Source organism: Clostridium gelidum, assembly GCF_019977655.1.
GTDB lineage: Bacteria > Bacillota > Clostridia > Clostridiales > Clostridiaceae > Clostridium > Clostridium gelidum.
The window spans coordinates 4290906-4315737 of sequence record NZ_AP024849.1 but is presented as its reverse complement, the minus strand read 5'-3'; the positions used below and the strand labels follow the sequence as shown (position 1 = coordinate 4315737).

The following is a 24832-nucleotide window of genomic DNA, read 5'->3' as shown; positions in this document are numbered from 1 at the left end:
AAATATGGGGGATAAAGAGAGGGAAGCCTCTAATTTCTTAAAAGAAAACAAGCAATTTAATAAATTATTAGATGCAATGAAAGAAAAATATATAAGGATGGGAAAGCTTTCAGGAAAAATTTCAGTCAAGGATTTGACGAGTGAAGAAAGTTTAGCCTTAAGTGCAATAGAACCTGAAATCTATGGGAAAGACTTTGGAGATGTAAGCATAAAAAAGTTTGTTAATTATTTTACTAAAGGCAAATTTGAAGGTATAGATTTTTTTGAAGTATTTAATGACTATTATGGGGGAACGCTTAAGACAAATAGGGAAGATAAAGAGGAAAGAGGAAATAAAAAAGATGATTTCCTAAGCGATTTATTAGGTGAAACCAAGGAAGTGCACGTAGAACTTTGGCTTAAAGCTGTAATGGAATATAAGAAATATGGATACAATATTTTTCTTAAACAATATAAAGATGATAAAAATATTTTAAGAGAAATAATATTAAATTTGCAGAAAGCAATGGGGCTTATTTCATTTAGTGTTGATGATGGAATACCTCTTGCTACTCTTTCTTCAAAAGCTACTAAGGATTCACATTATTTTGATATTGATAAATGTGCAGGAAAGCTATTACTTCAAGTGTTAGCATATTATATGGAAAAAAATATGAATTACTTTCTAGAAGAAATAAATGAAGTACTTAGTTTTAATGGGATAATAAGAGATGAAATATCAAATTCAACAATAACAGCAGGACTTTTTTGTTATGATGAAAGTGAAGAAATTATTGGGTATAAGTGGTTTAGAAGAGAAATGGAGCCGATAATTTTAAGTATTCATAACCTTAAAGGAATTAAATCAATTAATGCTAACCAGAAAATAGTATTCATATTTGAAAATCCCACTTCTTTTTATGAAGTTTTAAAAGAGTGTAAAAACTTAAGACCAAGTCTTATTTGTATAAGTGGTCAACCTAATAGTTCAACACATATAATTTTAAATAATCTTATGAAAGAAGGATGTAAGATTTTCTATGCAGGAGATTTTGATCCAGAGGGAATTATTATTTGTGATAATTTAAAAAAGAGATATGGAAAAAATTTAGAATTTATGTGTATGGATAAAGATAATTACTTAAAAATTAAATCTACGAATTCCTTTGAGGATAGGGTATCTAAATTAGATAATATTGTTTCAGAAGAACTTTTAGATTTAGTTTCAGTAATGAGAGAAGAAAAAAATCCGGCATATCAAGAGCTATTAACTGATGAGTATGTTAGATTTATAAGGACGAGATTGGAATAATGCATAATTACATAATATTATGGGGCTGCTACAAAACTAATTAATTTAGTTTTGTAGCAGCTCATTTTTATAAAAATTATTTATAGAAATATATTTACAAAGGAAAATAGGTTTAAAGGTTTATATAAAAAATTATTTATAGGTATATATGTTTAAAGGTATCTAGTTAAATAGGTAAATATTTTCAAAGAAAAATATGAACATATAAAACTATATAAATATGTAAATATTTATAGGAAACATCAGGGGTTGAAGGCAGATTGTGAGATAAAGGATTTGAGGAGATTAAAATAAATGCTTTGATTTTTGGATGAATTTGTTTGAATTTTATATGAAAAAAATAGTACTTATTAGGAATAATTTAGATAAAATGATAAAATTTTGTAGTATAATTAAAGATGTTAGTTATAGAGATATGTAGTCGCTTTGACTTTTGAGAAAAGTCAAAGCGTGATTTTTAGATGCTTATAATGTCTATAATGGGCAGTTAACATAATTATAGAAAAGTATTTAAGGATTACGCAAAGTTTGGGAAAATTAACTTGAGAGATGATACACATGGTTTCAATAGTAGTCATTAGATATATTGATACCTTTAGTTAGTTCTTAGTTTCAAATCAAAATTATATGATATTCTTGAGATAATGAGGGGGAATAGCGTTGACTACATATAAAACTGAATTTAGAAATACAATTGACTACCCTTGGATAAAAATGAGTCCAATTAATATAGGAGAAGTTCCTAAAACATTAGGCACTCTAGAAATATATTGTACTGTTGAGAAAGATGATAGTCCATATCTCCTTATAAATATTTATCTTGAATATTCGACTACATTTAAAGATGCTACCATTTGGAATAATTATATTGCTATCGGATTTTGTGAATCATTTTATTTAATAGACATTGATACTCATAGTTACATAAATACTAGAGTAGATGGCTACTTTGGTTATATATACCCTTATGAAGAATTTATACTAGTTGCAACTTGTTTTAATATACTATGTTTTAACAAAAGTTGCACTATGTTATGGACATCTGATGAATTGGGATTTGATGGAGTATTAGTTCATGATTTTGATGGTAAATATATTTATGGAGATGGGGAATATGATCCACCAGGAGGATGGAAAGAATTTGTGATTGATTGTAAAACAGGTAAAAGAGTTTAAAAATGAGGTGATACTTGAATATATAAGATAATTTTTTTGACGATTTTATTTGATTAGAAAACTCATTTTTCGTGCTTTATGAATATCTATTGGAGTTAATATTTATGATTTTCATTAAAATATAAACTAAGTGAAGTAGAGGATTGTTAGAGTGTTTTTCTGGGGTAGTCATATATTGAGGACTATGGCTCTAATGATTTAAATTTGATTTATATATTATTAATGTTAGTGGTAAACCATAAATATATAGTTATAACTACCTGTTATCCATATACCCATTAGGCTAATAATTGGTCGTTGATGTATAGAAATATATTTTTATTTGAAATATAGTGAAGTTTAAAAAGTTATAGGAGAATAAAATATTGAGAAGTAAAGTTTTGTGCTCCACAGGAGCATTTATAGGAAGAGTAAATGGAATGAATTACAAGTTGATCATAGAAAATGCACAAAAAATTCATTGTGATGGATTCGAATTCATGCTGTATCCTTCATGGTATGATGTAATGAATCAATTAGTATACGACTTGAAAGCTACAGATATTACGTTTCCTATAGTATATGTAGATAAGCAAGTCGGTGAAATGATTAGCCGTAATGAAAAGAATGATATTGAATCTGCGTTAGAGCTACAAAGGTATTAGGGGCAGAAAAGCTTGTTTTGCATTTATGGGGAGGGATTCCATCAGATAGGGATATAAATAACAATAGTGAGCAATTTGAAAAACTTCATGCAATTTCAAAAAGCTATGATTTGCTTCTTACAGTTGAAAATGTTGTTTGAAATAAGCAAAATCCTATGACACATTTACAATCATTACAACGATGCTATCCGAATATTTCTTTTACATTTGATACTAAGATGGCCGCATTTCATAGTCAGATGCCATTGATTTATGAAAATGAATGGGAGTGGCTGTGGGAAGGAAATCCTATTAGACATTTGCACATTAATGATTATTGTGGGGGTCACATGGATTGGAAATGCTTAAAGGCATTACATATAGGAGAAGGCAATATCGATTTTAATAAATTCTTTACATTTTTAAGAAGCAAAAGATATTCTGATACAATTACAGTAGAATCTACTTCTATGATGAAAGATGGAAGTATAGAGATAGAAAAGTTAAATCGTAGCCTTGATCATATTTACGGAAAATTGGAGGAGTGAGGTATCCGTTACAACTTGATTTAAATAATGGTGTAGTTAGTAGTATTACCATAAATTTATACCTTATCAACATGATAATGATAAGGTGATTAGAGTAACAGACTTAAAAAGAATGAATATTGCTGGAATAGCTTATAATTATTCATCAACTCTACATAGCATGTAGATTTAATCCGGTAAATAAAACTGATTCTTTGATAATTGAAGAGTATTATATTTACAAAATATGCTATAATTAATATAGAATAGTAAATTATGGTGAACCAAAATATAGTTTATATAAAAACTTAAAATTATTGTATTTTACTTCATCTAATATATAGGGAGAGATAATAATGAAAAAAAGTATAAGTACAATTTTAGTTTTGGTTATGTTAAGTTCAATTTCTGGATGTTTTTCAAAAGCATCCAATACAATAAAATCAGAGAAAAAACCAATACTATCAATTACAAATGTTGAAAAAATTATACCCAATTCTTATACAGAATTGGATAAATTGCCACAGGAATATAGCTCTGAGCTGGCTCAAAAAAACGGTGATGTTGTACAAGTACACGGTAGAGATTTCAATATAGAAAAACTTGATAACTTTATTGAAAATTATAAAAATATAAAAAAAAATGTAGCAGACATGGTAAGAATAACAACTTATACATATGAAGGAGATGCTATAATATGTGACTTAATTATTGATAGCGAAGGTGTTAAACTTATAGAAGATATTACAAGAGACAATTTTAGTAACGCAGAAAGTAGAAAAAGAACAGTTTATAAAGTAGTAGATATATGCAAAACAGATACGATAGAAGGTATATCATATATTGCGAAAACTAACAAAGGCGAGGAAAAATTTTTATTTTTTCAAAGATCTATTATTGATAGCAAGTTAGATATTATCTGCAATAATACTAAAGTTACTGCATCATCAAATCCATATGACTATACAAAAGATAGTCAAGATTATAAAGACATTGTAAATTTAGGTGACAATGCTTTAAAATATATGGTAACGAAGTTTGAGAAGAGTAAAGAAAATGGACTTAGAGAATATGTTATGGCAATTGCATGTTCAGAAATATTAAAAGAAAATACTGAAACTAAAAAATGGACAACAGGTAGGGAGTGGTACGATAATTATACTAAAGCAAATAAATAAAGTTAAGTATCATAAATAGTAATTTGAAAGGAGGCTTAAAGATGTTGGATAAAGCACCCACAAATGATGAGTTGACTGCTCTAATCGGGAAACCATTATTTGAAGCTTGGACAGCATTATGCGACATGATTGAACAAAAATATGACATGGAACATTTATGGAACAATGGAGGTAAAGCATGGGAATATGAGTATAAATATCGCAGAGGTGGAAAAACGCTTTGTGCATTATATGCGAAAGAAAATTGCTTTGGCTTTATGATTATTTTTGGGAAAGATGAACGGACAAAATTTGAAATAGATAAACAAAATTATTCCCTTGAAGTGCAAAAAGTTTATGATGAATCCAAGACCTACCATGATGGAAAATGGATGATGTTTGAATTAATAGATACTTCTTTATTTGAAGATATGGAAAAATTGTTGCTTATCAAAAGAAGAACTAATAAAAAGTGATTGTCAAATTCGAATTTAAAGTTAAGTACTATAAACAGTAATTTGAAAGGCGGGATAGAATGGCAATTGCAAATGTAAAAGTGACTTTAAAGGAAGATATAAAAACAGTTTGGGAGATAGTAACTTCTCTTGATAATTATGCATGGAGAAGTGATTTGAGCAAAATTGAGGTTTTGGAAGTAGGAAAAAAATTTATAGAATATACTAAAGAAGGATATGCTACAACTTTTACAATAACAACGTTTGAACCTATGACACAGTATGCGTTTGATATGGATAACAACAACATGCATGGGCATTGGATAGGATTGTTTTCAAAGACAGATAATAAGACCGAGATAAATTTTACGGAAAATATAACTCCAAAGAAGTGGATAATGAAACCTTTTGTAGGAATATATTTAAAGAAACAGCAGACTACTTATATTTCAGATTTAAGAAAAGCATTGGAGGAAAAACAATGACTTGTGATGAAATTATTTTAGAATTGAAGTCCATAAGTTCTGAGAAATATAAAGCAAATGTTGTTAAAATGGGAATACCAGAAAACAATAGTATGGGAGTTTCCACAGGAGATATTCGCAAACTGGCTAAAGGTATTAAAAAATCAAATAAATTTGCGTATGAGTTATGGAGGACAGGCTATCATGAAGCAAAACTCTTAGCAGTTCTTGTTTTTGATATAGAGTATCTTTCATTGCATGAAGTTGAACTATTGATTAATGATGTTTGTTCGTGGGATTTATGTGACCATTTATGCAAAAACCTTATTATAAAATTAAAAGATTATGAAAACCTTATTGGAAAGTGGTGTACATCTAAAGCAACATATACCAAAAGAGCAGCGTTTACTCTAATGGCTTCTGCTGTTATACATGAAAAATCAATATCAAATGATATTCTTGATGATTACCTAAAACTTATTTCTGAACACTCCGATGATGAGCGTGAACATGTGAAAAAAGCAGCTTCATGGGCATTAAGGGAAATAGGGAAAAGAGATTTTAACTATCAGGAAAAAGCAATCATTTTGGCTCATGAATTAAAAGAAAATGGAAGTAAGTCACAAATGTGGATTGCAAAAGACGCATTAAAAGAACTTGAAAAATTAGTGAAAGTTGAAGGACGAGGGCGTTTAATATCTTCGGATTCACAAATGGGAAAAGAGTGCTAAATTCTTATTTAAGGTTAAGTATGGTAAATAGGAATTTATAGGTTAGAATTTTTGTTTAAGAAGGTGAAATTATGGAAAGTACCGCAGAATTGATTGAAAGATTATATTCTAAAGATAATAAAGTTGCGTACCAAGCATTACAGATGTTAGAAACTGAAAGCGAAAAATCTAACACTGTCTATAAATTTTTTGATGTGTTTGCTGAAATGATTGACAATAGTAATTCATATATAAGAACCAGAGGTATTATTTTAATATCTGTTAACGCTAAATGGGATACAGAAAATAAAATTGATGAAATTATAGATGATTATTTAAAGCACATTTTAGATGAAAAGCCAATTACAGCAAGACGATGTATTAAGGCATTGCCGAGTATTGCACGATATAAATCGGATTTGGTTGAATGTATCCGAGAAGCCTTAATGAAAGCAAATGTAGCGATATATGGTGATAGTATGCGGACATTGGTATATAAAGACATTTCATCTTCATTAAAGGAAATCAAATGACAAATTCCAATTTAAGGTTAAGTATTATAAATAGTAATTTGTAAGAAAGGTGATCAATATGAAAGATGTGCAAGATGTGATGACACAGTAAATCATTCTAAAGGAAATCTTGTTAAAAGCATACATAGAAGAGTACAGGAAGTTAAAAATGATATTTCGATGGAGGTGCACATATTGAAAAAGTGCGAAGCACAACCAAGAACTTACATGACTTTATTGGAAAGAGATAGAGAAAAAATTGAAGAAGGAAGAGAAGAAGGAATTCTTTTAACAAAAAAAGTATTTAAGCTTTCAACTGAAGGATATACCATAAGAGAAATAGCGAAAGAGTGTAATATATCAGAAAATAATGTAAAAAAGATATTAGAATAGTATTTAATATTTAATAAGTAAGAAATAACGCACCAAAAATTAATAATTAAAAAGTTTTACTTTAAGAAAAAAACAGACTAAATATAAAAAAATATTTGGTCTATTTTTTTGAAACTACATTATTAAATTATTTAAAAATATAATCTAAACTTACTTCGAAATTTTCTAATATAGAAGAATGTATCATTCCAGTATCTACTTTAATATCAGCTTGTTCGTAAAAACCATCATCATTTAATAAATAGACTGTAATAGCATTTTTTAAAGGATTTACTATCCAATATTCTTTTACTTTATATTTCATATATAGATTAAATTTTGTTACTAAATCATGCCCTTGATTTGAGGGACTTAAGATTTCAATAATTAAATTAGGAACCCCAATGTATTTATTATCAGTAAATCCACTTAAGTCACAAATAACACTTAAATCAGGAATAACAAGCTTTTCGTCATCAATGTCTTCCAATTTAAGTTGAATATCATATGGAGCTTGAATTACTTCACAAGGTTTATTCTCCAAATACAACATTAATTTTGTATTAAGCCTCCCAGAGACTCTTTGATGCTTGGTAGATGGCGATGGAGACATATAAATAACACCATCGATATATTCAATTATTTTGTCAGAAGTTTCTTTAAGTTTTATATATTCATCATAGGATATAAAATTATTATTAGCTAAAGCCAAGTTAATCACTTCCTAACTTTTGATTTTTAATGATTAAACTACGAAAGTATAAAATAATTATAAATATATTATATCATAAATAGTTAGCACAGTATTATTTCTTGAAAAGTATGTGTTTTATTTTGTTATTTGGACAAACTTCTTTTTACCTAGTTTGATTATATCGCCAGTTGCAATAGGTGTATTATCAAAATCAATTACTTTTTCATTGTTTATTTTAACACCACCTTGATTTACTAGTCTTCTAAATTCATTATTAGATGCTATAAAATTATTTTGCACAAGGAGTGTTGCAATTTCTTTTAATAAATTACAATCTGAAGATACATTTATTTGAGGCACTACATCAGGTAAATTACCTTGTTTAAATACATTTTCAAAATACAAAACAGCACATTTAGTTTCTTCTTCTGTGTGATATAATCTTGTAATAATTTTTGCTAATTCAAACTTAACATCTCTTGGGTTTTTACCGTTCTCTAAAGTACTCTTAATATCATCAATTTTATCTGGATGTTCATCTGTAGCTAATTCAAAGTATTTTATAATAAGATTATCTGGAACTTCCATTACCTTTTTGAACATTATCTCTGGTGCGTCTTGCACACCAATATAATTTCCTAAACTTTTACTCATTTTTTCAATCCCATCTAATCCCTCTAATATAGGCATAAATATTGCTATCTGTTGTTCCATTCCAATGCTCTTTTGTAGAGTTCTTCCCATAAGAATGTTGAAAGTCTGATCTGTTCCACCAAGTTCTATATCAGCTTTTAATTCAATAGAATCGTAACCTTGCATTAATGGATAAAAGAATTCATGAATTCCAATAGGAGTATTGCTAGTGTAACGATTTTTAAAGTCATCTCGCTCAAGCATCCTTGCAACAGTAGTAGTTGCAGCTAACTTTAGCACTTCCTCAAAATTCAGTTTAGATAACCACTCACTATTAAATTTAATTTCAGTTTTCTCTTTATCTAATATCATAAAAATCTGTTTTTGGTATGTTAAAGCATTTTCCATTACTTGCTTCTCAGAAAGTGGTTTTCTAGTTTTGGATTTTCCTGTTGGATCACCAATTTTTCCTGTAAAGTCACCAATTACTATAATAGCTCTATGACCCAAATCTTGCATCTGCTTAATTTTTCTGAGTACAACAGCATGACCTAAATGAATATCTGGTGCACTTGGATCTAACCCTAATTTAATTATTAAAGGTTTATTTTCATTCTCTGATTTGATGAGTTTTTCTTTTAGCTCATGAATACTGATAATATCAGCTACACCTTTTCCTATAATTTTGATTTGTTCTTCAACAGTTTTTTTCATATCTTTGACTCCTTACATTTTAATTTTCTAATATAAGCAAGTTCTATAAGACTCAATATACAACAAAAAACCCTTGCCCTTTATATTACTATAAAGGACAAGAGTATATCTCTCGTGTTACCACCTTAATTTTATTAATCGCTCACACGATTAACCTCTTCAAGTACGCCAAAAATTTGGTTATACTTTAGCACTATAACGGGTGCAAGGTTCCGTCAAAGCCTACTCAAGATAATTTAATCTCTTTCAGATTGAAGCTCTAAGATGTATTCAAAACAGGAATCCATGCACCTCTCATCAACCGGTAACTTTCTGTTTGGATTATCCAATTTCTACTTATTCTTTTCATTGCTTTTACTATCAAATCTCATACTCCGAAATATAGTAAGCTATAAATCTTTGTTATGCGATATATATTAAATTGTTTAAATTATATTGAAACAATTTACTTTTGTCAAGGGCAATTGTAATAATTTGAAGGAAATTCGACTCGCAGTCAATTACGAATTATCTTGGCTTCTCATATAATTATCATACCAATTATTAAATAACACCCTAATAGAAGCTGCAATTGGTACTGCAAGAAGCATTCCGAGTAGACCACCAACAGTACCACCAATTAATATTGCCATCATAGTAAATACAGGATGTAAACCAACACTATCACCCACGATTTTAGGTGCTAGAAGATTATTATCAATCTGCTGAACAACTTGCATAGCAATGATAGCATAAAGTATCTTAATTGGTTGTCCACTAAGTAATCCCATAATTGCAGCAAGTACAGTAGCAACTAATGGACCTACATAAGGAATCATATTGGAGAGACCTCCAATTATACCAATTACAATGGCATATTTTATTCCTATAATTGAAAGAGCAATTGCAGACAAAACACCAACAAAAAAGGCCTCTAATAACTGTCCACGTATGAATTTTCCAAAAACTTCATTGAGAACATGGAAGGTATAATTGATTTTAAGACCTGCCTTACTTTTTCTAAATACTAAATAATAAAGTGTACTAGATAAACTTATAAAATACTCAGAATCATTTAGAATATATATGCTGAGTATTAAGGCAATAAAAAATGTTGCAACACTACTACCAATAGACATTATGTAGGATGTCATATTTCCAATATTACTTATAACATAATTTTGTAAGTAATTTGTACCATCTATAATATATGGCTTAAGTGTGTCTATAAAAGAATTATTTAAACCATCGAGAGCTGCATTTATGGATGCAGTAGAAAAGGAACTACTATTTACATTTAATGAAATATACTGAAATATGTTAGTTAGAGTAGTATTGTTTGATAATTGACCGCCAATCATATAATATATGCCACATAGTAATCCTAAAAGGATACCGATAATTAAAAAATATGAACATAATATTGCTATAACACGTCTTGATGATGACTTTTTTACTTTATATATCTTATTTATTTGTAAAAAATTCTCAATAAATCTAGTGACTGGGTATAAGAGATAAGCAATTATAATTGATATTAGTAGTGGCTTAACTAAATTAAGCATATAGCCTAGAATATTAAAAACATTATTAAATAAGGTGCCTACATTTAAAACAATTAGAAATGCTACATATATTATAACTGCTGTAATAGTTACATAGATTGAATATTTAATTAACTTTTTATCAAATTCGATTTTCATATAATAATATTTATCTCCTTACTTATTTATTTTTCTATAATTTAGTATTGATGCTAATTTTAAATATAACTTTTAACATTATACCACATTTTCAACGAAATATTTCAAAAGAAAACTTAATTATAGTTTTTTGGGTTTAATTTATGTAAGTAGCATTAGAATCAGGATGTAACCCTATAACAAATTAAGATACCATTCAAATTATGGTTATATAATATTAATTATTTTAATATATTTAAAATAGTTAATATTATAAAGGGCCGTGGTTAAATATGGGAGGAAGTTTTAGCTATTATGAAAATAAAGACTTAACTTATGATGAGTTATATGATCAATCTAGTGCTTTTAAGGAAGAATATGAGATTAGTATGAAATTTGATGAAATTGATGATCTTGATAGGGATACTAACAAAATAATATACTCTAAAGAAGAAATAGAAAATATATTAAAAGAATGTATAGAAAATATGGTTATAGAAATAGAAAATGTAATAGATGAAAAGTTTGAGAAATATAATTTTATAGAAACATATAATAAGTATATTGATGACTGGAATGAAGTGTTATGTAGTATAGAGGTTAATGGAAAGCTTGTAGAAGTAAAGCTTACTAATGATTATATATGCGATGATGCTAATAATATTAGTTCAGTTTATATTACATTATATAGTGGAGGGAAAGGTGTTTTTACAGAATGCATAGAACGCATTAATCAAGAATATGAATTTATTGGGTCCACATATGCATATGTACCTGTAAGTGAATTATGTTTTAAAGAGATAGATAAAGATAAATTCATAGAATGCATAGTTTCTGAAATAAATAGAATAATTTAAATATAATACAGATTTAAGTTCAAACTATATTTATGCGTATAACTCGCCGAAATTGGATACATGTTTATTCCGTTGGACTAAGAAAATTTCAATAGCTTATTTTCTTAGTCCAACTGCAAAATATGAATCCAATTTCTTTGTTTAGCTATAAATTTAAGTATGATAAATATTAATAATTTACTTAAAGGGCTACAATTGATAATTTTTTTGAAAAATATTTATTAAAGCTTTCTTCCATTTCTATAGGTAAGCTATCTTTCATATATTTTACGCTAAGTTTAGGAAGTGATAATTTAAAATTATCCTTTTCATTCATAATAATAACTTCAGTTAAGCTATTATAAAAATATTTATCAATTTTGCGAGCAATACATAGGATTATGGAAAGCCTTTTACAAATTAGAATATCATCTTTAGTTAATAAGTATTTATATTCATCTGCTAATTTATAATCAAATTTACCACTAAGCGCAACGGTATATGCAACCATTAATATTTCTTTATGAGTAAGCACTGCAATAAGGGAATTTATTATAATGTAAAAACCATGTTTATAAGAATGTTTTACAGATATACTTACGCCTACATCATGTAATTTAGAAGAAATTCTAAGCAACTTATACTCTGATTTTAAATCTTTTGAAGTTGGATTTTCTAAGTATTCAAAAAGTACGCAAGATAGGTCACTGATTTTCTCCGCATGGGAAATATTCAAATCATTAGTAGTTAAAATATTATTTAAAGAAAAATCTAAAATATCTGTATTATTAATATTCTCTCCCAAGAGTTTTTCATATAGAACACCTTCACGAATTCCATATTGGCTAATTTTAAGATTTGGGCAATTGCAATAATTCATAAGCATTACAAGTGCTGAAAAAGGAGCAGTGAATATATCAGCTCTTTCTTTAGGAAGCCCTTTTAGCTTAGATTTTTGGTTGATATCAAGATTAATAATATAGTCATACATGGCTTTAACTTCATCGAAGGTTATTGTATAATTGTGCAATAAATCTAAAGGATAGTTTATGAACTTTTTATGGATTTTACCTATTGAACGAGCTGTACCACCTATGCCAATTAAAGGTAAGTCTGCAGCATCTTTTAACCAAGGCAGTTTATCAAATTCATTGAAAATAAATTGTTTGAATTCTAATAAAGTATCATTGTCAGCTCGTTTATCAAAAGGAAAGAGTTTAGTTAAAGGAATTGAACCTAAAGGTACACTTATTCCATGAGAAATTGTTTTATTTTTAACTAAAGTAATCTCCATACTTGAGCCACCAATGTCTATAAGAAGGGCACTACTAATGTCCATAGTAGATTTAATTGTTAAATATCCATAAGCAGATTCTTCAAGACCACTCAGGATTCTAATATCTAAATTTAATTTTTCTTTTACTAAGGACAAAATCTCTTCTTTATTATTTGCGCGTCTAACTGCTTCAGTAGCTACTACAATTATTTCTACCACATTATTTTTTTCACAAAGAATTTTGAAGAACTCTAAAGTAATCAACAATTTTTGAATGCCTTGATTTGATAAATCATTGGATTTAGTAATGAATTCACCAAGCCTGGTCATTCTTTTTTCTTCATCAATTATTTTAAAAGAATTATTTTCATATATTTCATATACTAAAACTCTCATGGAATTGGAACCTATGTCAATTACAGCAATATTTTTCATGTACATTCTCCTCTTTAACAATATAATATAAAAAAGTTAACTTACAAATAATAGTATGTTAACATAGAGTTAACAAAAATATTAGATTATATATTTGTATCCATTTAAATATATTACATTATTAAAGAAGTATTTAAAATACTATATTTGCAAATAATTAAATTAAGTTAACAATATTTTGATTTAGGGAGAGAATAATTATGGATCAAATAAACACATATGATAATTTTTTTAATAGAGAGCTTAGCTGGTTAGAATTTAATCAACGGGTTTTAGATGAAGCGAAAGATAATACAAATCCCCTTTTAGAAAGACTTAAATTTTTAGCTATATCTAGTTCCAATCTTGATGAATTTTTTATGGTTAGGGTTGGATCGTTATATAGTCAAATTCAGGCAGGATTTGAAGAAAGGGAAGTTTCAGGATTAACACCTACCGAACAAGTTGATAAAATATTACATAGGGTTAGAAAAATGGTAGAAGATCAATATAAAACATATGAACATCTGTATGATCATTTAGGAGCTAAGAATATAAGAATTTTAAAATATGATATGTTAAATGAGGAACAATTAAAGTTTGTAAGTGATTACTATAAAAATATCCTATATCCAGTATTAACACCTATGGTAATTGATTCTGGAAGACCTTTCCCATTATTATTAAACAAAACATTAAATATTGGTGTTATGTTAAAAGGAAATAAAAGTGAACAAGAAATATTTGCAACTATTCAAGTACCATCTGTATTAGAAAGATTCGTACCGATTCCAGGAGCACAAGGAGAAAATTTTGTACTATTGGAAGACGTTATAAAAAATCACATAAGTGAACTCTTTGGTTTCAAAGTATTAACAACTGCTTGCTATAGAATAACAAAAAATGCAGATTTAAGTTTAAATGAAGAAGGCGCAGAAGACTTACTTGAGACTATAGAAGAGTCGCTTAAACAAAGAAGATGGGGGCTTGCAGTAAGACTAGAAATTGAAGATACTAATGACAATAGAATTATAAATAAATTAGAACAAGAATTTGAAATAAGTGATAATCAATTATTTTCTATAAATGGACCAATTGATTTAACATTTATTAATCAATTATATAGTATAAAGGGGTATAAGGACCTTAAATTTGGACCAATGAAGAGTTTACCAATTAAAGAATTGCAAGGATGTGACATTTTTCAAGCAATAAGTAAAAAAGATATTTTCCTTCACCATCCTTATGAAAGTTTTTCATCTGTTGTTAAATTAGTTGAAGCTGCGGCACATGATGAAAAGGTACTAGCTATAAAGCAGACATTATATAGAGTAAGTGGTAATTCACCAGTAATTGCAGCTCTTTCAAAAGCTGCAGAAAATGGTAAACAAGTTACAGTATTAGTTGAACTTAAAGCTAGGTTCGATGAAGAAAATAATATCCATTGGGCAAGGCAACTTGAAAAAGCAGGATGTCATGTTATATATGGAGTAATAGGACTTAAAACTCATAGCAAAATATTACTAATTGTTAGAAAAGAAAAGAAGGGTATAAAAAGATATGTTCATTTAGGAACAGGAAATTATAATGATGTAACTGCAAAGTTTTATACTGACATAGGACTACTTACTGCAAAACCAGAATATGGAGAAGATGCATCTGTTATATTTAACATGCTTTCAGGATATTTTAGACCGGAAAACATGAGCAAAATAACCATTGCACCCTATGGACTCCGAAAGAAATTAGAATACCTAGTAGAAAGAGAAACGGAATATGCAGGAAAAGGAAAACCAGCAAAAATAATAGCTAAGATGAATTCATTAGTCGATAAAAAGCTTATAACAGCTTTATATAAGGCTTCACAAACTGGAGTTAAAGTAATTCTTATAATTAGAGGGGTTTGTTGCTTAAAACCTGGAGTTAAAGGATTAAGTGATAATATAAAAGTTAGAAGCATAGTAGGGAGATATTTAGAACATAGTAGAATATATTATTTTTTCAATGACGGAAAAGAAGATATTTATATATCAAGTGCTGATTGGATGTATAGAAATCTAGATAAAAGAGTTGAAACCATGACAATAATTGAAGAACCAATAATAAAAAAAGAACTTAAAGAAATGTTGGAACTTTACATAAAAGATAATGTTAAAAGCAGAGTTTTGCTGCCTGATGGTTCTTATAAAAAAGTTGAAGCAGAAGGCAAGAATATTAATGCACAGGAAGATATGCTAGAACTTTGCAAGAAATTTAATAATAAAGGTTAAGAAAAAAATCAAATATAAATATTGATTAAATAATTACGAGAAGAGTTCCAATTAAGCATTAGCTATATTGGAATTTTTTCTGTGGAGTTAAGGCACAATCAAAAAAATAACAAGTCAATCTGACAGCATATTTCCCATCATAAATGAAGCTCGACTCGCTGCGCTCAGTGAGTAAGCGATTCACACAAAATCATTTTTTAATGAGGTTAACACCATTTGGTTGTTAACTAAGTTCGAAGAGCCAAATATAAAAGCTCCAAGGAGAAAGTTCGAAGAATGAAATGTAAAATTTCAATTCTTACTTTTTGGACTCTCACTTATCTGCTCATCGGCAAAATGCCAGAATAGACCAGCTATGATGGCACTTCGCCTCCTTGTCTGATAAAAAATATTCATGCCAGCTTTGGACTTGTTATTTTATTTCATGTGCCTAATAAATTAATTTTAAATGTTCAAGAAAAAACAAATACAGAGATTTTACAAATTGACAATTAAAAATACTAAAGAATTAAAGGATTAAATCGATAATTAATAATAGGAATATAACTTAAGATAAAATAATAATTTACATTAAATATTATAGGAGATGAGGAAAATGAAAAGTAATAAATTTAGAATTTTAACGTTAGCCGTAGTAGTAGTTTTAGCTCAAGGAACTTGTGCTTATGCAGAAAGCAAGGATACTTATAGTAAGGACGAGTTAAATAATTTAGAACCAGGATTCGAAAACACAGATATAGCTAAAAGCAACTATAAAGTTAATTCAGATATAAATAGGTATTCAAGTCAACAAACGAAAGATAGCACTACTGATACGACTACTTCAACAACAGCGACAACAACAGCAAATACAACTATAGAATCAAATCCAGGAAATATCCCTGTAAGCACTATTCCGAGCACAGGGAGAGCAGGAGATTATTGGGGAAAAACTTCTACTGGGAAATGGCTTTTACTTGAACAAGGAGTTCCAGTAAGTGGATGGAAAATGGTAAGAGGAAAGTGGTATTACATGAATCCAGATGGAGTAATGCAAACTGGCTGGGTAAATGATGGTGACCAATGGTATTATCTAAACTCTGGAGGAGACATGGCGTATAATACATATATCGGTAATTATTATCTCGACTCTAGCGGAGCTATGCAATAGAATCTTAGCAAAAGCATCATTGAAAATAAGCAATTGAATCCACTTAATGATGGGTTGTTCCATTTTAGTTTGTCCCAAAAGTGAATCTCCAAAAGTGAAAATCGAAACATAAAATTTCGATTTTCGAACTTTCACACAGTGCTTTTATATTGGTAGCAAACTGAAATAATCCAACCTGCCATTAAGTGATTTTTAGCGAAATTTTCTTAGTCATATGGAATATTATGACTCTGAGGGTACAAATACGTTTTCAATTTTTATTAGATATCGCATAAGTTAATGAATATTTATAAACTTTGATTAATTTCTCGAAACTCTCTTGGAGTAAGCTTGTATTTAGATTTAAATAACTTATTAAAATCTAAATAGATTATTAAAACCAACTTCAAAAGATATATCCATTATAGATTTATCAGTAGTATCTAAAAACTTAGATGCAATTTGAAGCCTATAAGTATTGATATATCCAATACATGTCATTCCAATATACTTTTTAAAAAATCTCATGAAATGGTATTCACTGAAATTACAAATAGAGCACATGTCTTTAATTGAAATATTCTCCATATAGTTTTCTTTGATTATTAAAGGTAGTTGATGTTCATTGTTTAACAGTGGAGCAAAATATTTAATTAGACAACCATCAGTAACAGCGCTGTTTAACATATTTAAATTAAATACCATAGTATTCCAATGCATATTTTGGTTATCTATTGGATGTAAAGAGAAAGGCTTTATTAATACTAAATCTCCTTTCTCTAATTCATAAGGAATTTAAATCTATTTTATATTCACCGGTACCTTCATTTATTATGGTAAATTCTATTTCTTCTTTGCTGGTATGGTAAACTAATTCATTATCTGTGCAGTTGACTAGCTCATCGGTAGCTTCATCATCAGAAGTAAAGTTTCTAATAAATATTTTAAAAAAGGAATATGGGTTTAAAGATAAATGTTTTACAATCTAAAAAGTTAAAAATATAAAAAGATAACAATTTATAGGGAAAATAATGGGTTGAGGGTTTTTAAACCATAGAATTTTCATTTTTAATGAGAATGATAAAATGCATGGAGTTTTTTGTGAAAAATTGATGATATTTTTGATTGATAATTAGAATGATTGAGACCAAATGTATTAGATATCCATTAATAGATTTCTTATATTATAGTGCTGTAACTATTACAACAACTGGATATGGAGATATTTTGCCTAATTCAACAATTATAAGAACAAGTATAATGTTTGAAACATTTTTTGTTTCACTGTTATTTTTTAGAACTGGTGATTGGAGGGAAAACGATATATAGGTATAACTACTGCTAAGAATATTACTAATCAATAAGAAGACCATAGAGCTTTATAATTCTCTATGGTTTTCTTATTATAATTTATTATTTTGAATTAATTTGTAAGTTTGCATAAAATTTGAGACAGAGTTTAATATTTGTGTTAGATACATTAAAAAACTTATCTAACTCAAAATGAATAGAATTTTTTGCACCAGTATTTGCTGCAACTGGTGTATTACTAGAATTTGCAAACTAGTTAGTTGGTTCTAATACCCATAACTGATTGCTATTTCCACCATAAGTCCATTGGCATACAATTGGTACCATCAGAAGTTTCGAAATTATAATCATCTAATACCTTAGTTTGATTACTGCTCATAGTTGCAACAACATATGCTCCTTTTGTTTGCGAAGATTTTATAGAAAACTTCTGTGCATCATTTGAATATGCATTGTAAATTAAAATCAACAATTAGAAGGATTTTTTTATAACAGCTGTATTATCAAAGCCTTCAATTACTTAGCAATAGTATATCCTGCATCAGAATATGCTTTTAAAACTGAATAATAAGCTTCTTTTGGTGTTGAATAATTAGAATATAATAATGGTCTAATATATTTTGGATCATTATTACGCCATGAATGATCATCACTTAATCCCCAAAATACAAGGGCAGTAATATTTGCACCTGCTTTTTTTACTGATAAAATAGCAGACATTAAATCATAATAATATTTTGATTGTTCTGATAAAGAAGTACATCCAACATCAAGTTCTGTAATTTGAATTTCAAATCCTGCTTTTGCAAATGCTTGTAATGCGCTTTTATAATAAGCAACTGGTGGAAAATCAGTACTTAAATGAGATTGCATACCTATTCCCGCACATATTTTCTTACCTGAATTAATGTAACTAATCAAATCAATTATTTTATTAACTTCCATATATTCGTTGTAATCATTATAGAATAATTTAACTTTATCTGTTAATTTATAATATGCTAATGTGTCATACGCATACTGAAAAGCTTGTTTTATGAACCCTGGTTTTGTGCCAAGATTTCCATAAACCTTTTGCCATCCAGTAGCTTTAGGATCTTCAGCAGGTAATGCATGTAAATATTCATTTGCAACATCCCATGCATAAACTACACTTCCATATTTACTTGAAAATACATGTCCCATAACAGTTTTAATATAGAACTCCATTCTCTTATCCATGACTGCAGGAGTTACATATCCACCATTATCATTATAACCGTTTTTAAAATACCATTGTGGAGTCTGCGAATGCCAAACAAGTGTATGACCACGCATTGATAATCCATTGTCAAAACAGAATTTCAACATATTATCTACACTTGTAAAATTAAGTTTTGGAACTGTACTTTCTGGATAATTATCAGGAATATAGTACCCAAGTGCTTTTGCTTGCTGTATAGAAATCACATTTGCAGAATAACCTAATATAGCATCAGGTTTCATTTCATTCTCTGGTGTTACACTATTGTATTCCTTCTTTGTAGCATTTATTGCACTACTATCTGAAATTTGACCTGCGTTTAATGTAGTTCCTACCTTTCCAAACACTTTTCCATAAGTATTTAATAAATTAGCATTATTTGTATTAGTCTCGGCTTTAGTTGTTGTTGTTGTTGTTGTTGCTGCTTTTGCCTGAATTCCCGAAGTTAAAAATGTAGACATTATCAGAGTTGCAGACAAAATCACGCTTAGATATTTTTTCATATTTTTTCCTCCTTGTAATATATAATAGTTAGCTTGTATACCACTTGCATTTAGAATTAAATTTTCACTAATTAATATTGAATAAATAGCAATATTAATTAGTGAATTTAAAGTAAATAATATGAACACTGCTAACATTTTTAGACTAGTTTCCAGTTGTTAATTTTCTTGTAAATGTTGTAATATTATCAGTATTAACAATAGCTATTCTTGGCATATTCATTAAATCACTAGAATCTGTAGCCATTCCTCCACCTACTTTAAATGCCATTTTTACATTTAAACTTTTTAAAACATTAACAAAATTGTTACTTGATTCACCAAATGGATATGCGAAGTACTTTACTGGTTTGTTTGTCAAACTTTCAAGTTTAGTAGTTGCACCACTTACTCTTTTTGTTAGTTCTGTGGTACCCAAATTTGCAATATGTCCATGTGTTGTAGAATGATTTTCTAACTCTATTTTATTGTTTGCAACTGTTTTAAGTTGATTTTCGTTCATTATTCTAATCATATCTGATGCACTTCCCCAAGATGTTCCAATCTGATCTGTCACAACATATTCTGTAGCATTAAATCCATATTGTTTGAGTAAAGGATATGCATTGTTATAAAAATCTATTGTTGCACCATCAAAGGTTAAAAGAACTGGTTTTACTGGCATAGACGCCTTTTTAGTAATAATATTGTAAAACTGATCATTAGTAAGTGTAGTATAACCATTGTCGTTTAAATATTTCATTTCCTGTTTAAATTCATTTAAGCTTATTTGCCATGTATTACTTTCATTAGCATTTGTTTCGATTCTATGATACATTAGTACTGGAACTTTTACCGATGTTGCAGCATTTGCATTTATAGAAGTAGACACTGAAAAAAATAAACTTAATGCGATTGCTCCAACACATATTTTAATAATTTTTGATTTTAACATAATCCTCCCCCTTTAACCTTTCTATATACTTTTTAATAAGTTACAAAACACTGCAACCTCTTATATTATTTATATATTGATATATAATTGGGAAATATACACTGACGATTTAGCTATGTTTTGTGATCCTGTTGTTACCCATGATGACACTTTAGAAGCTAAACTATTTTGTATATTGAAACTTTGATTTAAGAGGTAAATTGCCAATAATCAATATTAAATAAATTTTTATTACCATTTCCAGTAAACTTAAAGAAAACATTATGAACACCACTAACACTTTTTACATTACAATTCATTTCTTTCCACTGTTGTTCTCCACCTGTAGGACTTACATCTAGAGTACCAATAAGTTGACCATCTAAACTATCTAGATGTATTTCTATTTTTCCTCCCACTGTTGATGCAATATTTGCTTTAAATGATTTAGCTCCATTTTTAAAGTCAGCCTTTGATACAGCAAGCCAATCTCCATTATTTATACTTGTAACATCAATATTAATGCTACTTACCATACTTCCTGATGCCTTAGATTTTTCAGTTGAAATACCGCCATTCCATCCAATTGTCTCAGCCTCAGTCCTTATATATGGATTAAGATTAGCAACTTGAGGTACACCTTGCATGTCTGCTTGTACATCTTTTATAGTTCCATTACTATTATATTCAAGCTTATTAATATGAGGAGAACGGTATCCTTTCGTAACCCCTAAAGCTTTTCCAAGAGTTTGAGCATGATATGTTACATACCATTGATTCTTAAATTGAAAAACAGCATGATGGTTATTACCGCCAGCTCCGAAAAATGTTCCAGGATTTTTTAGGAAAGTACCATCATAAGTGAATGGCCCCATAGGACTGCTGCTTGTCATATAAGCAATTGTACCTGCAGCTGGAGATCCAGCTGGATGTGTACCAGAAAAATTAGCACAATATGAATAATAATATTTTCCATTATATTTGTGCATGCCTGAATCTTCAAATATAAAAGGAGCATCAATTGTGGCTGCACTACCCTCAGTATGAATCATATCATTATTTAATTTTATTACTCTACTTGTCTTTGGATTTTCAATTTGAGTTTGTGTAGGACTATTACCTCCTGGTATGCCCCCACCGAAATATAGATAACCTGTTCCATTATCATCAACTAATGCTGCTGGATCAAAAAGCCATACAACTCCATTAACTCCAGGAGTACTGCTTGTAATCATAGGTTTTCCAAGAGGATCTGTCCATGGTCCAATTGGAGTATCTGATGTAAGCACACCAATGCTCCCTCCATTATTTGCAAAATAAAGAAAGAACTTTTCTTTACCATTTATGACTTTATGTGTAACTGAAGGCGCCCAAGAATTGTTTGCCCATTTTGCTGCACCATTTGATCCTGCAACTGGAATTTCTCCATGGTCTGTCCAATTAACCATATCATCAGATGATAAACAAGTTATTGTCTTGATGTTGCTATAATTATTATCAATCACCTTTCCATTACTATCATACATATAGGCATCACTACTCATGTAAGCGTATACTTTGCCATTATAAACCATAACATATGGATCCGCACCAAACTTTTGTGTAATAAGAGGATTAGAATATCCAGGAACTTTTGCTACAGCATTTGTATCTGCACTTGCTACTGTAGGTGTACTTACTCCAACACTAAGTAATAATGTAAAAGCTAATAACAGTGAACTTGATCTTTTTAACATTTTTTAATTTCCCCCTTGTAAAATAATATTCTCCCTCATTGGTCTACATTTTTTAGTTTCCACTTTAAACTTTATTGATATAAAAAACATGCCATTCTCAATTTTTTAGCCTCTCTCTGATTCATTTGAATACGTAAACATTTCTTAGAATATTTATAGTTTTGTATTTCACCTCCTATTTCAATTTCTTATCTCCTTAATATTCTTGATAATTGTTTTACTGGTAAATTGTCTTTAAGAGAGCTTTAATCTTATTGATGTCTTTGGATTATAAAACTCCAATTAATGAGCATTTATGCTAAAAATCGAGTAACAAGAACATTATAGTTAGCTTAACAAATTAGCTATTATTTCACAACATGCTTGTCGTAAGATAGCGTTTTTTAATCGTGTTTGAATTCTTAAATTTCAACTACCTGAACAATTAAGTTTTGCTTATCTTCTTTAAATTTATTAATTTCAACATTAGGCACATGAAAATGAATAACAAATCCAAAGTTACTATGAATATTTTTCATTAGGCAAGGAGAGGAATTGCCTTCATAGCAGGCTTTGCCGATGTGATCAGTGAATCCAAATCTATGATTTGATGATGGTCTCTTACTCTTTAAGCACTCAATGAGCGTTATTCGAGTCGAACTTCCTCTGATGGAAAATAGGCTAATAAATCTGAATACACAACCTATTAAAAACATAATTTTTCTACTTTGTGAATAATTTGCAAAAAAATAATTGTTTAAGTATAAAAAACGTATTTTCAAGAAAAGTTGTTGACGAAAAATAGTTACAATTATAGTATTTAATTGAATACGTAAACATATAAATTCTGTAGTATGTACAAAATTAACAATTTAGAACAAATATATTAATAACAAAAAGGAGTTGTTTATATGTCAAAAAAATTAAAAATGATTATATCAAAGGTTGTTGTAGGATCTATGGCTATGTCTATATGTTATTTAGCTGGTGATTATAATGTTAATGCATTTGCAGCAACTACAAACACTAAGGCTATTCAAGAAATTGCTACAGAAAATGTACAAGCTGTAGGTGACTATAAAGTTCCTTATGGTTTTGATAATAATAAACCTAATGTAAAATATGGGACTTTAAAAGAAGTATCCTATTATTCAAAAACAACTGGAACTACAAGAAAATGCAATGTGCTATTACCAGCAAACTATTCAGCCCAAAAAAAATATCCTGTTTTATATTTATTACACGGTATAGGCGGCACACATTCTGAATGGCTCAATGCAAATCCAGCTGCAATAATCGGAAATCTAGTTGCTGAAGGCAAAGCTTCAGATATGATTGTAGTAATGCCTAATGTTCGTGCTGCTGCAAATGATTCAGTACCCCAAAATATTTTAAGTCAAGAAAATAGAAATGCTTTTGATAACTTTATAAATGATTTAAGCAATGATTTAATGCCTTTTATTAACTCAAATTATTCAGTGAAACAAGGTAGGGAGAATACTGCTATAGCTGGACTCTCAATGGGTGGGAGAGAATCATTATTTATAGGTTTTAAAAAACTCGATAAGTTCGCTTATATAGGTGCCTTTTCTCCTGCACCTGGACTTCTTCCAGATAGTGCATTAAATTATCCTGGTCAATTTACTGCAGCACAGTTTACAATTCCCAAAAACTCTATCAATACTCCTAAACTTGTAATGATATGCACTGGAAATAACGATGGTGTTGTTGGAAATACACCTAATACTTATCACCAAGCACTAATCGGGAATAAAGTTAACCATATTTGGTATACAACTGATGGTGGTCATGATTTTAAAGTTTGGGAAAATGGTCTTTATAACTTTGCAAAAAGGATTTTTTAATCGGGTAATAACAAAGTTGAAAATGCAGATATAAATAAAGAGCAGGTATATTGTACTTCTTATGATGGTCAGTCACAGGTTGAAAAAAAAGTATATCAAGGGTATTATAAAAAAGCTTCTATGAATAACCTTTTAGGAAATTTTATGTTATCAGATATACTAAAAGCTTCAGGTGGCACGGAAAATATTTAAAGTGAAATTTACCTATGATGTTAATGTAATATTTCAAGTTGAGGCAGTGGTAATAAGTACAGGAAAAAATACCACTATAACTGTTATTAAAGTAAAAGTTATTATAAAATATAATAAATAGAAGTTATAGGATTGTGACTGGAAAGCATGCAAGACCTAGATTAGCACAAGTGATT

At 28.9% G+C, this 24832-nt stretch carries 27 protein-coding genes and 1 other annotated feature; of the genes, 18 read left to right on the top strand and 9 right to left on the bottom strand.

All coding sequences use genetic code 11. The annotated features are described in order from the left end of the window. The first annotated feature begins 4 nt into the window (after positions 1-4). The 11 genes from psyc5s11_RS19785 (at position 5) to psyc5s11_RS19740 (ending at position 7308) form a co-directional block, all read left to right on the top strand. Positions 5-1291 carry a TIGR02679 domain-containing protein gene (locus psyc5s11_RS19785; protein ID WP_224034200.1) on the top strand — a complete coding sequence of 429 codons (1287 nt, stop codon included), beginning with the start codon at positions 5-7 and terminating at the stop codon, positions 1289-1291. A gap of 660 nt (positions 1292-1951) precedes the next feature. Continuing rightward, positions 1952-2467, top strand: coding sequence for a hypothetical protein (locus tag psyc5s11_RS19780; protein WP_224034199.1), 516 nt, complete (start codon positions 1952-1954; stop codon positions 2465-2467). A gap of 365 nt (positions 2468-2832) precedes the next feature. Then, positions 2833-3111: a hypothetical protein gene (locus tag psyc5s11_RS19775; protein ID WP_224034198.1), complete on the top strand. Its 279-nt coding sequence runs from the start codon at positions 2833-2835 to the stop codon at positions 3109-3111. A 17-nt stretch (positions 3112-3128) separates the two neighbouring features. Further along, the gene (locus tag psyc5s11_RS27925) at positions 3129-3251 is read left to right on the top strand and encodes a hypothetical protein (protein WP_258712364.1); all 123 of its coding nucleotides are present in this window, start codon (positions 3129-3131) and stop codon (positions 3249-3251) included. Positions 3252-3266: 15 nt separating this feature from the next. Then, on the top strand, positions 3267-3638 hold the full coding sequence (locus tag psyc5s11_RS19770; protein WP_224034197.1) for a TIM barrel protein: 372 nt from the start codon (positions 3267-3269) through the stop codon (positions 3636-3638). Between the two features lie 335 nt (positions 3639-3973). Further along, positions 3974-4795 (top strand): DUF4362 domain-containing protein, encoded by an 822-nt coding sequence (locus psyc5s11_RS19765; RefSeq protein ID WP_224034196.1) that lies wholly within the window; start codon positions 3974-3976, stop codon positions 4793-4795. A gap of 41 nt (positions 4796-4836) precedes the next feature. After that, complete coding sequence (locus psyc5s11_RS19760) at positions 4837-5250, top strand: DUF3788 domain-containing protein (protein ID WP_224034195.1); 414 nt, start codon at positions 4837-4839, stop codon at positions 5248-5250. Positions 5251-5309: 59 nt separating this feature from the next. Then, entirely contained in the window at positions 5310-5714 is a 405-nt protein-coding gene (locus psyc5s11_RS19755) for an SRPBCC family protein (protein ID WP_224034194.1), read from the top strand. Continuing rightward, positions 5711-6424 carry a DNA alkylation repair protein gene (locus psyc5s11_RS19750; protein WP_224034193.1) on the top strand — a complete coding sequence of 238 codons (714 nt, stop codon included), beginning with the start codon at positions 5711-5713 and terminating at the stop codon, positions 6422-6424. Before psyc5s11_RS19755 ends, psyc5s11_RS19750 begins: the two co-directional genes overlap by 4 nt. A 71-nt stretch (positions 6425-6495) precedes the next feature. Beyond that, positions 6496-6936, top strand: coding sequence for a SufBD protein (locus psyc5s11_RS19745; protein WP_224034192.1), 441 nt, complete (start codon positions 6496-6498; stop codon positions 6934-6936). Between the two features lie 174 nt (positions 6937-7110). Next, positions 7111-7308 carry a sigma factor-like helix-turn-helix DNA-binding protein gene (locus tag psyc5s11_RS19740; RefSeq protein ID WP_375541967.1) on the top strand — a complete coding sequence of 66 codons (198 nt, stop codon included), beginning with the start codon at positions 7111-7113 and terminating at the stop codon, positions 7306-7308. A gap of 127 nt (positions 7309-7435) precedes the next feature. Here psyc5s11_RS19740 and psyc5s11_RS19735 read toward each other — a convergent pair whose 3' ends face one another. From psyc5s11_RS19735 to psyc5s11_RS19725, 3 genes are all read right to left on the bottom strand, one after another. Further along, positions 7436-8008, bottom strand: a complete 573-nt coding sequence (locus psyc5s11_RS19735; protein ID WP_375541966.1) for a Uma2 family endonuclease — start codon at positions 8006-8008, stop codon at positions 7436-7438. 108 nt (positions 8009-8116) lie between these two features. After that, entirely contained in the window at positions 8117-9328 is a 1212-nt protein-coding gene (tyrS, locus tag psyc5s11_RS19730; protein ID WP_224034190.1) for a tyrosine--tRNA ligase, read from the bottom strand. 90 nt (positions 9329-9418) lie between these two features. Further along, positions 9419-9686 (bottom strand) — a binding site (T-box leader). A 142-nt stretch (positions 9687-9828) separates the two neighbouring features. Then, entirely contained in the window at positions 9829-11010 is a 1182-nt protein-coding gene (locus tag psyc5s11_RS19725) for an AI-2E family transporter (protein WP_224034189.1), read from the bottom strand. A 272-nt stretch (positions 11011-11282) separates the two neighbouring features. On the opposite strand from psyc5s11_RS19725, the gene psyc5s11_RS19720 reads away from it, so the two are divergent. Continuing rightward, positions 11283-11846: a hypothetical protein gene (locus tag psyc5s11_RS19720; RefSeq protein WP_224034188.1), complete on the top strand. Its 564-nt coding sequence runs from the start codon at positions 11283-11285 to the stop codon at positions 11844-11846. Between the two features lie 181 nt (positions 11847-12027). On the opposite strand, the gene ppx is transcribed toward psyc5s11_RS19720, so the two are convergent. Beyond that, on the bottom strand, positions 12028-13536 hold the full coding sequence (ppx, locus tag psyc5s11_RS19715) for an exopolyphosphatase (protein ID WP_224034187.1): 1509 nt from the start codon (positions 13534-13536) through the stop codon (positions 12028-12030). A gap of 200 nt (positions 13537-13736) precedes the next feature. On the opposite strand from ppx, the gene psyc5s11_RS19710 reads away from it, so the two are divergent. Together psyc5s11_RS19710 and psyc5s11_RS28120 are read left to right on the top strand one after the other, a co-directional pair. Next, the gene (locus psyc5s11_RS19710; protein WP_224034186.1) at positions 13737-15785 is read left to right on the top strand and encodes an RNA degradosome polyphosphate kinase; all 2049 of its coding nucleotides are present in this window, start codon (positions 13737-13739) and stop codon (positions 15783-15785) included. Positions 15786-16380: 595 nt separating this feature from the next. Further along, a complete protein-coding gene (locus psyc5s11_RS28120) occupies positions 16381-16935 on the top strand; it encodes a cell wall-binding protein (RefSeq protein ID WP_311196380.1) in 555 nt (184 codons plus the stop codon). Positions 16936-17289: 354 nt separating this feature from the next. Here the strand turns inward: psyc5s11_RS28120 and psyc5s11_RS19700 are convergent, their stop codons facing one another. Then, positions 17290-17619, bottom strand: coding sequence for a helix-turn-helix transcriptional regulator (locus psyc5s11_RS19700; RefSeq protein ID WP_224034185.1), 330 nt, complete (start codon positions 17617-17619; stop codon positions 17290-17292). 432 nt (positions 17620-18051) lie between these two features. On the opposite strand from psyc5s11_RS19700, the gene psyc5s11_RS19695 reads away from it, so the two are divergent. Beyond that, positions 18052-18243: an ion channel gene (locus tag psyc5s11_RS19695; protein WP_224034184.1), complete on the top strand. Its 192-nt coding sequence runs from the start codon at positions 18052-18054 to the stop codon at positions 18241-18243. Between the two features lie 268 nt (positions 18244-18511). Here psyc5s11_RS19695 and psyc5s11_RS19690 read toward each other — a convergent pair whose 3' ends face one another. The 4 genes from psyc5s11_RS19690 to psyc5s11_RS19675 form a co-directional block, all read right to left on the bottom strand. After that, positions 18512-18697 (bottom strand): hypothetical protein, encoded by a 186-nt coding sequence (locus psyc5s11_RS19690; protein WP_224034183.1) that lies wholly within the window; start codon positions 18695-18697, stop codon positions 18512-18514. 44 nt (positions 18698-18741) lie between these two features. After that, positions 18742-19971, bottom strand: a complete 1230-nt coding sequence (locus tag psyc5s11_RS19685; protein WP_224034182.1) for an endo-1,4-beta-xylanase — start codon at positions 19969-19971, stop codon at positions 18742-18744. 145 nt (positions 19972-20116) lie between these two features. Next, a complete protein-coding gene (locus psyc5s11_RS19680; protein WP_224034181.1) occupies positions 20117-20905 on the bottom strand; it encodes a polysaccharide deacetylase family protein in 789 nt (262 codons plus the stop codon). 188 nt (positions 20906-21093) lie between these two features. Next, entirely contained in the window at positions 21094-22620 is a 1527-nt protein-coding gene (locus psyc5s11_RS19675) for a glycoside hydrolase family 43 protein (RefSeq protein ID WP_224034180.1), read from the bottom strand. Between the two features lie 890 nt (positions 22621-23510). Between psyc5s11_RS19675 and psyc5s11_RS19670 the strand changes: the two genes are divergently transcribed. The 3 genes from psyc5s11_RS19670 to psyc5s11_RS19660 are packed head-to-tail and all read left to right on the top strand — an operon-like array spanning position 23511 to position 24777. Then, the gene (locus psyc5s11_RS19670; protein ID WP_224034179.1) at positions 23511-24464 is read left to right on the top strand and encodes an alpha/beta hydrolase; all 954 of its coding nucleotides are present in this window, start codon (positions 23511-23513) and stop codon (positions 24462-24464) included. A 30-nt stretch (positions 24465-24494) separates the two neighbouring features. Next, positions 24495-24656, top strand: a complete 162-nt coding sequence (locus psyc5s11_RS28265) for an Hsp70 family protein (RefSeq protein WP_224038232.1) — start codon at positions 24495-24497, stop codon at positions 24654-24656. After that, positions 24637-24777 (top strand): hypothetical protein, encoded by a 141-nt coding sequence (locus tag psyc5s11_RS19660; RefSeq protein ID WP_224034178.1) that lies wholly within the window; start codon positions 24637-24639, stop codon positions 24775-24777. The genes psyc5s11_RS28265 and psyc5s11_RS19660 overlap by 20 nt, the downstream gene beginning before the upstream one ends. Positions 24778-24832: the final 55 nt, after the last annotated feature.